At 71.0% G+C, this 13,568-nt stretch carries 13 protein-coding genes; 3 read left to right on the top strand and 10 right to left on the bottom strand.

Translation table 11 applies throughout. From position 1 onward, the window contains the following. Positions 1-55 precede the first annotated feature (55 nt). A complete protein-coding gene (locus WYO_RS13930; RefSeq protein WP_007563438.1) occupies positions 56-928 on the bottom strand; it encodes a MipA/OmpV family protein in 873 nt (290 codons plus the stop codon). 300 nt (positions 929-1,228) lie between these two features. Between WYO_RS13930 and WYO_RS13925 the strand changes: the two genes are divergently transcribed. Continuing rightward, positions 1,229-2,680, top strand: coding sequence for an EAL domain-containing protein (locus WYO_RS13925; RefSeq protein WP_007563435.1), 1,452 nt, complete (start codon positions 1,229-1,231; stop codon positions 2,678-2,680). A gap of 10 nt (positions 2,681-2,690) precedes the next feature. Here the strand turns inward: WYO_RS13925 and WYO_RS13920 are convergent, their stop codons facing one another. The 6 genes from WYO_RS13920 to bla form a co-directional block, all read right to left on the bottom strand. Continuing rightward, positions 2,691-3,968 carry a porin gene (locus tag WYO_RS13920; RefSeq protein ID WP_244424171.1) on the bottom strand — a complete coding sequence of 426 codons (1,278 nt, stop codon included), beginning with the start codon at positions 3,966-3,968 and terminating at the stop codon, positions 2,691-2,693. Between the two features lie 100 nt (positions 3,969-4,068). Continuing rightward, positions 4,069-4,983: an alpha/beta hydrolase gene (locus WYO_RS13915; RefSeq protein WP_007563432.1), complete on the bottom strand. Its 915-nt coding sequence runs from the start codon at positions 4,981-4,983 to the stop codon at positions 4,069-4,071. A 292-nt stretch (positions 4,984-5,275) separates the two neighbouring features. Next, positions 5,276-6,124, bottom strand: a complete 849-nt coding sequence (gene panC / locus WYO_RS13910; RefSeq protein ID WP_007563431.1) for a pantoate--beta-alanine ligase — start codon at positions 6,122-6,124, stop codon at positions 5,276-5,278. A 69-nt stretch (positions 6,125-6,193) separates the two neighbouring features. Continuing rightward, positions 6,194-6,556 (bottom strand): hypothetical protein, encoded by a 363-nt coding sequence (locus WYO_RS13905; RefSeq protein ID WP_007563430.1) that lies wholly within the window; start codon positions 6,554-6,556, stop codon positions 6,194-6,196. A 71-nt stretch (positions 6,557-6,627) separates the two neighbouring features. Continuing rightward, entirely contained in the window at positions 6,628-7,116 is a 489-nt protein-coding gene (locus WYO_RS13900; RefSeq protein ID WP_007563429.1) for an aminoacyl-tRNA deacylase, read from the bottom strand. A 12-nt stretch (positions 7,117-7,128) separates the two neighbouring features. Further along, the gene (gene bla, locus WYO_RS13895; RefSeq protein ID WP_007563428.1) at positions 7,129-8,016 is read right to left on the bottom strand and encodes a class A beta-lactamase; all 888 of its coding nucleotides are present in this window, start codon (positions 8,014-8,016) and stop codon (positions 7,129-7,131) included. A 170-nt stretch (positions 8,017-8,186) separates the two neighbouring features. Here bla and mnmE point away from each other — a divergent pair, with 170 nt between their 5' ends. Further along, a complete protein-coding gene (gene mnmE, locus WYO_RS13890) occupies positions 8,187-9,512 on the top strand; it encodes a tRNA uridine-5-carboxymethylaminomethyl(34) synthesis GTPase MnmE (protein WP_039902950.1) in 1,326 nt (441 codons plus the stop codon). Between the two features lie 277 nt (positions 9,513-9,789). On the opposite strand, the gene WYO_RS13885 is transcribed toward mnmE, so the two are convergent. Both WYO_RS13885 and WYO_RS13880 read right to left on the bottom strand, forming a co-directional pair. Continuing rightward, positions 9,790-10,269 carry a hypothetical protein gene (locus tag WYO_RS13885; RefSeq protein WP_007563426.1) on the bottom strand — a complete coding sequence of 160 codons (480 nt, stop codon included), beginning with the start codon at positions 10,267-10,269 and terminating at the stop codon, positions 9,790-9,792. 85 nt (positions 10,270-10,354) lie between these two features. Next, the gene (locus tag WYO_RS13880) at positions 10,355-11,977 is read right to left on the bottom strand and encodes an ABC-F family ATP-binding cassette domain-containing protein (protein WP_007563425.1); all 1,623 of its coding nucleotides are present in this window, start codon (positions 11,975-11,977) and stop codon (positions 10,355-10,357) included. Between the two features lie 240 nt (positions 11,978-12,217). Here WYO_RS13880 and WYO_RS13875 point away from each other — a divergent pair, with 240 nt between their 5' ends. Beyond that, positions 12,218-12,478: a hypothetical protein gene (locus WYO_RS13875; RefSeq protein ID WP_007563424.1), complete on the top strand. Its 261-nt coding sequence runs from the start codon at positions 12,218-12,220 to the stop codon at positions 12,476-12,478. 135 nt (positions 12,479-12,613) lie between these two features. Here the strand turns inward: WYO_RS13875 and WYO_RS13870 are convergent, their stop codons facing one another. Beyond that, on the bottom strand, positions 12,614-13,519 hold the full coding sequence (locus WYO_RS13870) for a neutral zinc metallopeptidase (RefSeq protein ID WP_007563423.1): 906 nt from the start codon (positions 13,517-13,519) through the stop codon (positions 12,614-12,616). Between the last annotated feature and the right edge of the window lie 49 nt (positions 13,520-13,568).

Below are 13,568 nucleotides of genomic sequence, written 5' to 3'. Positions count from 1 at the left end.
GCCTCCATGAACCGTGTCACCGGCATGTCGGGGCGGAGCACGGCCGGCGCAAGCGTCAGAACTGCGCCGGCATGCGGAACGCGTAGTCGACCTTGAGGCCGAACTGGTACTGGTCGGGATTGCCGAACGGGCGCCGCACCAGCGGGCTGTCGCCCGAGGCGCCCAGGATGCGGGTGTAGCCGGCATAGGCCGTGTAGGCCCAGGTCTCGCTCTGCGTGTAGGTCACGGCGCCGAGCACGCCCGCCGAGTAGAACCCGCCGGGATTGTACGGGACGACCCGGCCATTGAGCGCGGCCTCGGCCGGCGACACGCCGAAATACTTCCGGGCGTAGCTGGCATCGCCGATGTTGAGGCGCGGGCCGATCGAGAACAGGAACGGGCCCGTGGGCATCAGGTAGTCGGCCGCCACCGAGCCGACCGTGCCGTGATGCCCGTACACCCCCTGGCGGATCTCCACGCGCGTGCGGATGGAGGGGGAGGGATAGAACTCCGCGAACACCCCGGGCTCGAGGGCGATGCGCGCGTCCCGGAAGCCGAGCAGGTGGCGCCGGTCGTCGCCGTAATAGCGGCCTGGCACGATGCGGGCGGTCGGCCCGATGCTGAACATGGGGTTGTCGTAGACCGACACGCTGAATCCGTCATCCGGCGTCGAGAAGCGGCGCGGCTCGCCGGCCTTGCGGATGTCGATCCCGGGATAGCCGACCGCGGTGTAATCCGAGGCCCCAGGATAGCGCGGGATCGCCTGGAGCGAGGCGCTGACCGTGACGATCCAGGTGCTGGGATCGACGGCATTCGGATCGACCCGCGTGAAGACCGGTCCCGAGCGGGAGGATGCCGACCCGAGATCAGCCGCGACGGTCGGCGCAGCACCGAAGACGAGAACGAGGGCGCCGACGGACGAGCCGACGCGACGGAAAGAACGGAGCATCGGAACGCACTTCGGAACGCTTGGAGACACTGTGGTCATAGCCACGCTTTATGGCGCCTTTTCTTTCCGTTCACATGAGCGCGCAGTGCAACCCTCTTCCGAGCATTCGCAAACCGCCGGGACGTGGCGATTCCGCAACGTTCCCGCTTGCGCCGGCACCACACAATGCGGAATTCGCCGTCCCTCGCCTTGCCGTGGGGGCCGCGCGGCGACAAAGATCGACGAATCGGTCTTCGCCCGCCGAATCATCCCGGGACTTCCCCCGGCGGCCGGTGCGTGACCCTGGTAGGTGTTCTGACGATGGTCCCGGTCCTCGGCCGGTACGCGGGGCTGTTGGCGGCCGGGCTCCTGGCGCTCGTCGTGCTCGGGCCGCTGGCGGTGTTCGCGCCGCTCATGAGTGCCCTGGCGCTCGGTGGGCTCGCCGCCGTCGCGGCCGGCATCGCCCAGGCGCGTACCGCCTCCCTGAAGGCACGCTGCGAGAAGCTGTCCGGCGAGGTCGATCTGCTGTCCCGGCGCCTGCTGAAGGCCGAGACCGCCGCCGTGCCGCCGCGGCCGGAGGCCGGGGACGCCGCGCTCCGGGCCGAGGTCGAGGAACTGACCGTCGAGCTCGGGCTGCTCAGCGGCATCGTCCGTGACCTGACCACGGTGGTCAGCACCCAGGATTCCGAGATCGCCAGCCTCAAGGCCCGGCCCGAGCCGCGCCCGGAGCTGCCGCCCGCTGCTGTGCCGGAGCCGGCGCAGGCCCAGACCGCCCCGGAACCCGAGGGCCCGGCGCTCACGAGCCGTCCGCATCCAATCCCGCCGGCCGCTCCAAGTGAGCGGATCCCGGCCGCCCAGCCGCTCACGCGGGAACTGCCCCCCGAGCCGGCACCGGCACCGCGGCCGATCCCGCCCCGTCCCGTCGCCCGCGCGCCCGCCCCCTGGGTCGAGAGCGAGGCGGAGATCGTCCGGGCCTTCGAGGCGGACGCGCTCGAGATCCACCTGCAGCCGGTGGTGACCCTGCCCCAGCGCAAGGTGACGGCCTACGAGGCCCTGGCCCGCCTGCGGGTCGACGGCCGCCTCGTCGAGCCGGAGGCGTTCCTGCCGGTGCTGGAGCGCTACGGCCGCACCACCGAGCTCGACCGGCGCATGCTGCAGCGGGCCTCCATCGTGGTGCGCCACCTCGCCCGCCGGGGCAGCGAGACCCTGCTGACCTACGGCCTGTCGCCGCTCTCGCTGTTCGAGCCCGGCCTGCTGCGGGAGCTGGCGCGCACGGTCGCGGACGATCCCGCCCTGGCGGGGCTGGTGATCGCCCTGCCGCAGGCCAGCTGGAACGGCCTCGATGGCGGGCAGCGCGGCCTGCTCCTGTCCCTGCGCGGCCGGATCGGGTTCAGCCTCGACCGGGCGGAGGATTTACGCTTCGACGTGGCCCAGCTCGCCGGGCTCGGGGTCGGCCAGGTCAAGGTGCCCGCCGACATGCTGCTGCGTCCGGGGGCGGACCGGCGGCTCCTGTCGGACATCGCGATCGAGGATCTCGCCCCGGCTTTGGCCCGGGCCGGCATCCGCCTGGTCGCGACCGGCGTCACCGACGAGGCGGACGTGCCGGACCTGATCGACCTCGACATCCCGTACGGCCAGGGGGCTGCCTTCGCGGCGCCGCGGCCCGTGCGCGCCGAGGTCCTGGCCGCACCGCCCGAGGCCCCGCCGCCCCCGCCGGTGGAGCCGGAGCCGGAGCGGCGGCCGTTCCGCTCGGTCCTGCGCCGGGCGGTCTGAGCGCCGCCCGTCACCAGTAGATCTGCAGACGCCCCAGGATCGTGTCGACCGAGAAGGGCGCGGTCCCCAGCGCGTCGGACTGGGCCGCACCCGGCTGCACGCGACCGTGGATGACGTTCGCGATCAGGCGCAGGTTCGGCTCCGGGTACCAGCTCAGGCCCAGGGTCACGTCCCGCTCGGCGCCGCCGCGAAAGCCCCGGGCGTTCAGCTCGATGGCACTGTAACGGGCGGACAGCTCGAAGACGCCGATCCCGCCCCGGGAGATCCGCTGGTCGTCGCGCGGCTGGATGCCCTTGAACGTCGCGTAGGTCGTGCCGCCCTTCGGGACCAGCGCGTAAGCCCGGCCCACGCCGTTCAGCACCCAGCCGGCCTCGACATAGCCGCCCTGGAACCCGAGGCTCGGAAGGGCGCCGCCCGGCCCGGCGAACCGATCGATGGCGGCGTGGATATACTCCGCCTGCAGCAGGATCGGGCCGTTGCGATAGGCGAACTCCGCGCCGATCCGCGACACGCGCGCCGCGTCCGGCAGGTCACCGGTATCGACGAAGGGCCGGGCGAACAGGAATGCCTCGGCCGGGGTGGAGAAGTTGAACGCGCCATCGCCCCGGGCGCGGCTCTGGACGATGCCGGCCACCCCGAGATGCAGGGTCTCGCGTTCCTCCAGGATCGGCGCCACCGTGGCACGGCCCGCAGCCGCCACCCCGTCGCCGGTGATGCCGTTGCTGGCTGCGTCGCCGAACACGCTCGCGACGGCCGTCCAGGCCTGCCCGTGATGCCCGATCGCGAAGCCGAAGCGCCGGTCCGGCACGAAGGCGTTGGCCAGGGAGCGCTCGGCGAACAGCGTGTCGTTGTTGCTCTGCAGCCATTCGAGGCTGAACGGCACCTTCATGTTGCCGAGTGTCAGGATCGTGTCCGGCAGCCCCTTCCAGGCGACGAAGGCGTCGTTGATCGGCAGGATCGGGTCGCTGAAATCGTACTGGAAGGCGACGACCCAATCCTTCCCGATGGTGAGCGTCGGCTCGATCCAGGAGCGCCGCACCGCCACGGTGTCGGGGAAGGTCGCGCCCAGGCCGGGCCGGCTGAAGCGCGCCGCGCCGGCATCGATGTGCAGGCGGCCGCCGATCTGGAGCTTCACCTCCGGCTCGGGGAAGCTGAGCGTCAGGCCCTTCGGGTCGTAGCGCAGGCGCTCGCCATACGGGCCGGCCATGCCCTCGATCGCGTCATCGGCCGCGTCGGCGGGCGAGGCAGCCGCCAGCGATAGGAGCAGGAGGGCAGGGGCGCGGCGCATTCCCATCACCGGGCACAGAGCAGGTTGACGGGCGCGCGCCAATCACATCGGGCAGGGAATGCGCGAATCAGCGAGCCCGTGGCCCGGCGGACACGGCGCCTCAGTCCCGGGCCGCCCCGTCCAGCTGCGCCCGGATGTAGCGCCCCGCGCTCGCCAGCGACCGCCGCCCGGCCGCCACCTCCGGGTAGAACAGGTGCCAGGCGTGGATCATGTGCGGCCAGACCTGCAGCGTGACGGCCACGTCCGCCGCCGCCGCGACGCCGGCGAGCCGCAAGGCGTCGTCGAGCAAGGTCTCCGCGGAGCCGACCTGGATCAGCGTCGGAGGCAGGCCGGCGAGGTCCGCGTAGATCGGCGAGACCAGCGGGTCGCGCGGGTCGGTGCCGTTGAGGTAGGCGCTCGCCAGCTCGGCGAGGTAGGCCCGGCTGATCAGCGGATCGACCGACGCCTTGGCGTCCAGGCTGCCACCGGTGAGCGCGAGATCGGTCCAGGGCGAGCTGAGCCACAGGCAGCCGGGCAGCGGCAGGCCCCGCTCCCGCAGCGACAGGATGGCCGCCACGGCGAGGCCGCCGCCCGCGCTCTCGCCGGCCAGCGCGATGCGCTCGGGCGTGAACCCCGATTCGAGCAGGAACCGGTAGCCGGCCAGGGCATCACCGATCGCCGCCGGGAACGGGTGCTCGGGCGCAAGTCGATAGGCGAGGGCGAGGGTGCGCGTTCCGGCCTCCCGGCCGGCCTGGGCCACGACGTGGCGATGGCTCGCCAGCGACCCGGAGACGTAGCCGCCCCCGTGCAGGAACAGGATCACCCGGTCCCGATCCGCCCCCGGCGTGGCGGTCCATTCCGCGGGCAGGGCGCGTATCTTCGTGGGCTGGACATGGACATCGTCGGGCAGCGGGTCGTTCGCCCCGAGCGCATCCACGCGGGCGCGACGGGCCGCGAGATCGGCCGGGCGCGGGCTGGCGGCCAAGCGGGCGCGGATCCGGTCGATGTCGCTCACGTCGGGCGAGGGGGTCGGCATCGGCGGGTCTCGGCGCGGCGGGCATTGACGTCACGATGACCGGGGCCGCGTGATCGGTCCAGATGAGCGCGATCCGGATGCTGACGCAACGGGGTTCGGCGGGGCGATGGGATTGCAGGGCTCCGCCCGGCACCCGCACAAGGTCGACGACCCTCTGAAGCCGGGGGTTCTTTGCCGATGCAGCCGGTCCGGCGAGGGGTCAGATCGATGCGATCCGGACTCCCCCCGATCCTGAGATGCGAGCGCAGGGAGCCTCAGGATGGGGGGTCGGAACGACCGGTCGAGCGGCCCTTCAGACCGCCACGTTGTCGATCAGCCGGGTCCGGCTGAGGAACGCGGCGACGAGAACCCGGGCGGGTCCGTCCACCCGCTCGACCGGTGCCAGGGTCCGGGCGTCGCAGACCGCGAGATACTGCACCTGGAAGCCCGCGGCCTCCAAGGCGGCGCGACCCTGGGCGATCGGCGCCGCGACCGGGGTGCCGTCTCGGGCCGTGGCGGCGATCTCGGCCAGCACCGCGTGGAGTCTCGGCGCCACCGTCCGCTCCTCGGGCGAGAGGTAGCGGTTGCGCGACGACAGGGCGAGGCCGTCCGCTTCACGCACCGTCGGCACACCCTGGATCTCCACCGGGAGGTCCAGATCGGCCACCGCCTGCTGGATCACCCGAAGCTGCTGGAAATCCTTCTCGCCGAACAGGGCGGTGTCGGGCCCGACCTGGTTCAGCAGCTTGGTCACCACCGTGGCGACCCCGGAGAAATGCCCGGGCCGGAACGGGCCGCACAGCCCCTCGGTCAGGCCCGCGACATCGATCCGGGTGCTGAAGCCCGGCGGGTACATGGTCTCCACGGCGGGCGTCCAGGCGGCGTCGGCGCCGGCCCGGCCAAGCAGTGCCAGGTCGGCCTCGAGATCGCGCGGGTAGCGCGAGAAATCCTCGTTCGGGCCGAACTGGGTCGGGTTGACGAAGATGCTCGCGACGACCCGCCGGCCGATCCGCCGGCCCTCGGCCACAAGGGCGAGATGCCCCTCGTGCAGCGCCCCCATGGTCGGCACCAGGACGACCCGCTCGCCGGCACGCCGCCAATCGGCCACGCTCCGGCGCAGGGAGGCGAGATCGCTGAAACGCTGGGGGATCGATTCGGACACGGGTCAGGCTCCGCGGCGGGGCGCCGATCTAGAGCATGATCCGCGGGCGCGAAAGCCGCCTGGGCCGGTTCAGGGGCAGTAGGGCAGGAGCGACCGGCCGAACGGGTCGTCTACGCCGAGCGGCGGCGTGAAGCCGTAATAGCTCGGATGCGACAGGCCGTATTCCGAGCCGACGTAACTCGGATCGTCCGGCGCGTTGGTCGGCACCGGCACGCGACGGGGCGTGCAGCCCACCGGGACGGCCCGGCTGCGGATGGCGTAGACGGGCCGGCGCTCGATCCCGTCGTTGCGCGGGAAGAAGCGTGGGCCGCTGCGGGTGATGGCTTCGTAGCCGCCGGGCCCATCGAGATCCGCCCCGCGGGCGCCAGGCCCGGCGACCAGCAGAGCGAGGCCGAGCGCCGTCCCGATCCCGTGCCGCACCGTCGCCTGCATGCCGAACCCGTCCCCGATACCGGCCCAGGGTGCGGGAGCAGGGTAAACAGGGGCTTACGCGGGCGGCGTTCCTAGACCAGCGCCACCACCAGAGCCGACAGCGCGGTCACCAGATCCCCCTCGGTCAGGCGGATCTGCAGGCCGCGCCCGCCACCATTGATGTGGATCTCGGCGACCGGGTTCGACAGCGAGCCGGCATCGATCGCGGTCGGAAAGACCCGCTTCTGTCCGAGCGGACTGATGCCGCCGACATGGTAGCCGGTGAGGCGTTCGGCATCCGCGGGTTTGAGCATCGCGGCCGTCTTGCCGGAAAAGGCTGCCGCCACCCGCTTCATCGACACCTCCTTGTCGGAGGCCACCAGCAGGCAGACCGTCTTTCCGTCCACCGCCGCCATCAGGGTCTTCAGGACCCTGCCGGGCTCGACACCCAGCGCCTCCGCGGCCTGAAGGCCGATGCGCGGCGCCTCGGGATCGTAATCGTAGGCGTGCAGGCTGTAGCGAAGACCAAGCCTGTCCAGGGCCTGGGTCGCTCGGGTCGTCTTAGCGGGCGTCTTCGCCATCTCGGTCTCGGCTCACGCGGCGCCGGCCCGGGCGGCGACGAGGCGGCCGATCTCCGCATGGGCCGCCTCGACGACCTCCGTCGGGGCCTGGGCCCCGGTGACGTACACGCAGGCGAGGATCGGCGCACGCCCCGGCGGCCGCAGGATCGCGACGTCGTTGACCGTGCCGTGATCGCCGGTGCCGGTCTTGTCGCCAGCGGTCCAATCCGGCGGCAGCCCGGCCCGCAGGCGCTTGAACCCGGTCTGGGACGCGACCATCCAGGCTTCCAGCCGCGCGCGCGCGGCCGCCGACAGGCTCGGTCCGAGGAGCAGGCGCGCGAGCGTGGCGCGCATCGCCTCCGGGCTGGTTGTGTCGCGCGGGTCGCCTTGCAGGGCGGTGTTCAGGGTGGGCTCATTGCGGTCGAGGCGGGTCACCGTATCGCCGATGCCGCGCAACCAGAGGGTCAGCGCCTGCGGGCCGCCCAGCGCCGTCAGCAGCAGGTTGGCGGCGCTGTTGTCGCTCCATTCGAGCGCGGCGGCGCAGAGATCCGCGACGGTCATGTGCCCGGTGCCGCCGCCGGCCTCCAGGCCCTTCCGGATCACCGGCGCGTAGCTCAGAAGAACGTCGTTCCCGTAGGTGACGAGCCTGTCGAGGGATTCAGTGCCCGCATCGACCCGTGCCAGCACGCAAGCCGCGGCCAGGACCTTGAAGGTGCTGCACATCGGGAACAGCTCATCCGCACGATGGCGCAGGAAGACGCGCTCCTGCGTTCCGGCCGAGACACCGAGGCGTCCGCCGAGCCGCTTCTCGATCGCCGCGAGTGCAGATTCGATTGCCTCGGCCTGCGCATGTCCGCGTCGCAGGATCAGCGGCGCCGTGAGGGCGCCGAGGCAGGCGGCGCGGCGGGTCCAGGACGTCATGGCGTGATTCGATCTTCTGAGGGCATCGCCGCTTGGGGTGATGGCCGAGCTTGGCCATTCCGTGACCGCGGATGGAGTGGCCGCGCCGAAATCGTTACAGGGGCGGGACGCTGTGTTTCACGTGAAACGCGCCCTCCGGATCCATGCGGATGCCGACATCTGCCAACGCCATGATCGCGACGGAAACCCTCTTCGCCCCAGCCAGCGGCTTCGGCCGCGCCGCCGTCTCGGTGATCCGTGTGAGCGGCCCGGCGGCGGGGCACGTGCTGGTCGCCCTGGGCGGCACGCTCCCGCCGCCCCGGCGCCTGTCATTGCGGACCTTGCGCGATCCCGCGGACGGCACCGAGCTCGACCGGGCGCTGGTCGCGTGGTTCCCGGGGCCCGACACCTATAGCGGCGAGGACATGGCCGAGTTGCACCTGCATGGCGGCACGGCGGTGCGGATGGGCGTCCTCACCACCCTGGCCCGGATGCCCGGATGCCGGGCCGCCGGGCCAGGCGCCTTCACCCGCCGCGCGGTGCTCAACGGCCGAATGGACCTGGCCGAGGCCGAGGCGGTCGCCGACCTGATCGACGCCGAAACCGAGGGACAACGCCGCCAGGCCCTGCGCCAGCTCGACGGCGCGCTCAGCCGCCAGGTCGCGGCGTGGCGGGAGGAAGCGATCGACTGCCTCGCCGCAGCCGAAGCCGCCCTCGATTTCGCCGATGAGGGCGATGTCGACGATGCCCGCCTCGACGCCGCCCTGTTCGGCCGTGCCGACGCCCTGCGCCAGGACATTGCAAAAGCCCTGCAGGATGGCCGTCGGGGCGAGCGCCTGCGCGAAGGTTTTTTCGTCGTCCTGGCCGGCGAGCCGAATGCCGGAAAGTCCACCCTGCTCAATGCCCTCAGCCGGCGGGACGTGGCGATCGTGTCCGATATGCCCGGGACCACTCGGGACGCGATTGAGGTGCGCCTGGATCTCGGCGGCCTCCCGGTATTCCTCGTCGATACCGCGGGACTGCGCGACACCGCCGAGCCGGTGGAGGCGGAAGGCATCCGCCGCAGCCGCGCCCGGATCGACGCGGCCGATCTGATCCTGGCCGTCGTCCCGCCGCACGGGACCACGCCGGATCTTGGCGCGTCCGCAATTCGAACGCTGACCGTGCACACCAAGGCCGATCTATTTGCCGGCTCATTAGAGCCGTCGCCCGCGGGGGCGATCGCCGTCTCGGCACGGACCGGCGCCGGCTTGGAGGCCTTGCTCGACGCAATCCAGGCCGAGGCTCAGGCGGGGCTCGGAACCGGCGACGCGCTGGTGACCCGAGCCCGCCACCGGGCGGCGCTCGAAGGCTGCGTCAGGCATCTCGACCGGTTGCTCGCAGGGGAGGGGGCCCTGCCCGAGCTCGCCGCCGAGGACCTGCGGCTCGCCGTCCGGTCCCTCGGCGAGGTCGCCGGTCATGTCGGTGTCGAGGACGTCCTGGACCGGCTGTTCTCGGGATTTTGCATCGGAAAGTAATTTCCATAGCCGGCATATTTTTCCGGAAGTCCGTTCGTCCCCGCATGCTCCTGCGAGGAGAAGAACGGTCTCTCCCACCCAACTCCCTGACCCTGAGGTGCCGCGTCAGCGGCCTTGCAGGAGGCCTCCGGCCCACCGTGCGATCCCCGAAAACCTTCTCCGAGCCCGAACGGTCTTCGAGCGCCCGACGCCTCAGGAGAGGGGGAGATCTGGAGCCCTGCCGGTTTCGGACCTCAAGCTGAAGGAGCAGGCGTCGCCGGTCCTCTCCGACCTGGCTCTATTGCGGGATCCGCAGGATTCGCGGGCGCCAAATCCCAAGCACGACGTTCGCGGTGGCCACTGCGAGCAGCACCCAGAGTGTCCCGCGCTCACCCTCGAGCGAGGCCGCCAAGGCGGTGGGATCGAGGAGACCGGCCAATGCCCGGGCGCTCTGCTCGGCCTCGCGCTTCATCGGGCCCTGCACGTAGACCAGGCCGCCCTCGAACATCAGGACGCCGGTGGCGAGCTTCACCCATGCCCAGCCGGCGTTGAGGTAGCCGCGGTTGAGCGCCATCGCCAGCAGCCCCGACAGCAGGGTCACGGCGAGCGACGGCAGGAACACCCAGGTGGCGACGGCCCCCATGGCGCCCCGGATCGCGGCGTAGCCGGGGAGGGCGGCCGGCGCCGGGGCGAGGGCCAGCATCACGACCAGGGACGCCATCGCGCCCAACACGCCGGCGGCGCCCATCGTGTGCAGGAACTTCAGCAGGCGTCGCACGGCGTCTTTGCCCCGGCCCAATCCACGCCAGCTTAGCGTCGGATCCTGCGCCGGCGTGAGGCCTTAAGGTCGCGCCCGAAGGCCCTCAGCTGCGCAGCCCCGGCGCCTCCTGGCCGGTGCGGGCCACGTATTCGGTGTAGCCGCCGCCATACTGGTGGATGCCCTCCGGGGTCACCTCCAGCACCCGGTTGGACAGGGCCGCCAGGAAGTGCCGGTCGTGCGAGACGAACAGCATCGTGCCCTCGTAGGCGCCGAGCGCCGCGATCAGCATCTCCTTGGTGCCCATGTCGAGGTGGTTGGTCGGCTCGTCGAGCACCAAGAAGTTCGGCGGGTCGTAGAGCATCAGGGCCATCACCAGCCGGGCCTTCTCGCCGCCCGAGAGCACCCGGCAGCGCTTCTCGACGTCGTCGCCCGAGAAGCCGAAGCAGCCGGCCAGCGCCCGGAGCGAACCCTGGCCCGCCTGCGGGAACGCCTCCTCCAGGGTCTGGAACACGGTGCGGTCGCCGTCGAGCAGGTCCATGGCGTGCTGGGCGAAGTAGCCGAGCTTGACGCTGCCGCCGACCGTGACCGAGCCGTCATCCGGCTCGGTGGTGCCGGTGACGAGCTTCAGGAGCGTCGACTTGCCGGCGCCGTTGATGCCCATCACGCACCAGCGCTCCTTGCGGCGCACCGAGAAGTCGAGCCCCTCGTAGATCGTGCGGCTGCCGTAGCGCTTGTGCACGCCCTTGAGCATCACGACGTCGTCGCCCGAGCGCGGCGCCGGCTGGAACTCGAAGGCCACGGATTGCCGCCGCCGGGGCGGCTCGACGCGCTCGATCTTGTCGAGCTTCTTCACCCGGCTCTGCACCTGGGCGGCGTGGGAGGCCCGGGCCTTGAACCGCTCGATGAAGGCGATCTCCTTGGCGAGCATCGCCTGCTGGCGCTCGAACTGCGCCTGCTGCTGGGCCTCGTTCAGCTTCCGCTGGCCCTCGTAGAAGGCGTAATCGCCCGAGAAGGTGGTGAGCGCGCCACCGTCGATCTCGATCACCTTGGTGACGATGCGGTTCATGAACTCGCGGTCGTGCGAGGTCATGAGCAGGGCGCCGTCATAGGCCTTCAGGAACGATTCGAGCCAGATCAGGCTCTCGATGTCGAGGTGGTTCGAGGGCTCGTCCAGCAGCATCACGTCCGGGCGCATCAGGAGGATGCGGGCGAGCGCCACGCGCATCTTCCAGCCCCCCGAGAGGGCGCCGACATCGCCCTCCATCATCTCCTGGCTGAAGCTGAGGCCGTCCAGCACCTCGCGGGCCCGGCCTTCCAGGGCATAGCCGTCGAGCTCCTCGAACCGGGCCTGGACCTCGCCGTAGCGCTCGACCAGGGCATCCATCTCGTCGGCGCGGTCCGGGTCGGCCAGCGCCGCGCCGAGCTCGGCGAGCTCCGCGGCCACCGCGCTCACCGGGCCGGCGCCGTCCATCACCTCGGTGACCACGCTGCGGCCGGACATCTCGCCGACATCCTGGCTGAAATACCCGATGGTGATGCCCCGGTCGGCGGAGACCTGGCCCTCGTCGGGCTGCTCCTGGCCGATGATCATCCGGAACAGGGTGGTCTTGCCGGCCCCGTTGGGCCCCACGAGCCCGACCTTCTCGCCCCGCTGGAGGGCGGCCGAGGCCTCGATGAAGACGAGCTGCCGCCCGTTCTGCTTGGTGATTTTGTCCAGGCGTATCATGAAGGCTGGTGACTGTGTCCCGGGGGAGATCGCTCCGGGCCGCTTACGGCATGGATCGAGACGGCGCAAAGACGGAGCCGGGATCGCGGGCTTTCGGCTGCTTCATGCAACGCAGCTCCGGTATCGGGAGCCGAGCGCCGGCTGGGCCGTTGCCCGGTGCGACGCCTTCGGTTGGGCATCATCCTTCCCTAGAAGCCGGCAAACACCTTTCGGGCCGCGGCCCTTGAGACGAGGAACACGATGCTGTTCGGTTGGTGGAAGACGAGCCTGGACATGGCCATGCTGGGGCTGGAAGCGCAGGGGGTGATCGCCCAGCGCATGGCGATGTTCGCGGTGGGCGGCCCGGCCGCGCAGCTCGAGGCGCAGCGCATGGTCACGGAGAAGATCATGGCGGCGAGCGAAGCGGCCCTGATGGTCGCCTCCGGCGCCTCCAACAGCAAGGTGATCCGCAGTTACCGCCGGAAGGTCCAGGCCAACGCGAAGCGGCTGAGCGAGCGCTGAGGGACTGTTCAGCTCGCAGCGTCATTGCGAGCGTAGCGAAGCAACCCAGTGTAGCGCGGGCCCTCAGATCATCGCGGATCCCTAGGTTGCTTCGCTACGCTCGCAATGACGGATGGACCACCGGCCGGTTCCGTCTCAGTTGTTCGCCGTCCGGAACGTGTCGCAGGCCTTGGTCTGGCCACTCTTGAAGCCGGCACTGAACCAGCGCTGGCGCTGCGCCGAGGAACCGTGGGTGAAGGAATCCGGCACCACGTAGCCCTGCGAGCGCTTCTGGAGCGAATCGTCGCCGATCTGGGCGGCCGCGTTCAGGGCCTCGTCGATATCGCCCTGCTCGAGCTCGGCGTACTTATCGTTGGAGTTCTTGGCCCAGACGCCGGCGAGGCAATCGGCCATCAGCTCGATCCGCACCGACAGGGCGTTCGCCTCGGCCTTGCTGGAGGCCTGCTGCTGGCGAGCCTGGACCTTGCCGAGGATCCCGAGCACGTCCTGGACGTGGTGGCCGACTTCGTGGGCGATGACGTAGGCGTAGGCGAAGTCACCCTTCACGCCGAACTTGATCGCCATCTCCTTGAAGAAGCCGGTGTCGAGATAAACTTTCTTGTCGAGCGGGCAGTAGAACGGCCCCATGGCGGCCTGGGCCGAGCCGCAGCCCGAGCGGGTGCCGCCGGTGTAGAGCACCAGGGTCGTCGGGGTGTATTGCTTGCCGGTCTGCTGCGGCAGGATCTGACTCCACACGTCCTCGGTGTTGCCCAGGATCTTCGAGGCGAACCGCCCGCTCTCATCCGTGGGCGCCTGGCGACGCCTGGCCTGCGTCTGCGGGTCGGCCTGCTGTTCCTGATGGCCGCGTCCGCCGATCTGCTGCGCGCCCCCGATCAGGATCGCCGGGTTGATGCCGGTGAAGTAGCCGATGATCATCAGCACCACGATGGTGCCGATCCCGAGACCGCCGGCGCCGCCGCCCGGGAAGCCCATGCCACCGCCGCCACCCTCGCCGCGGCGGTCTTCGACGTTGTCGGAGCTGCGTAGATCGTCCCAGCGCATGGTCCCGTCCTGATGCCGCGCCCACCGGTTCCGGCAGGGCACGGTTCCT

It is taken from the genome of Methylobacterium sp. GXF4, from assembly GCF_000272495.1.
GTDB lineage: Bacteria > Pseudomonadota > Alphaproteobacteria > Rhizobiales > Beijerinckiaceae > Methylobacterium > Methylobacterium brachiatum.
The sequence above is the reverse complement of the archived record's forward strand: the minus strand, read 5'-3'. Positions and strand labels throughout refer to the sequence as shown.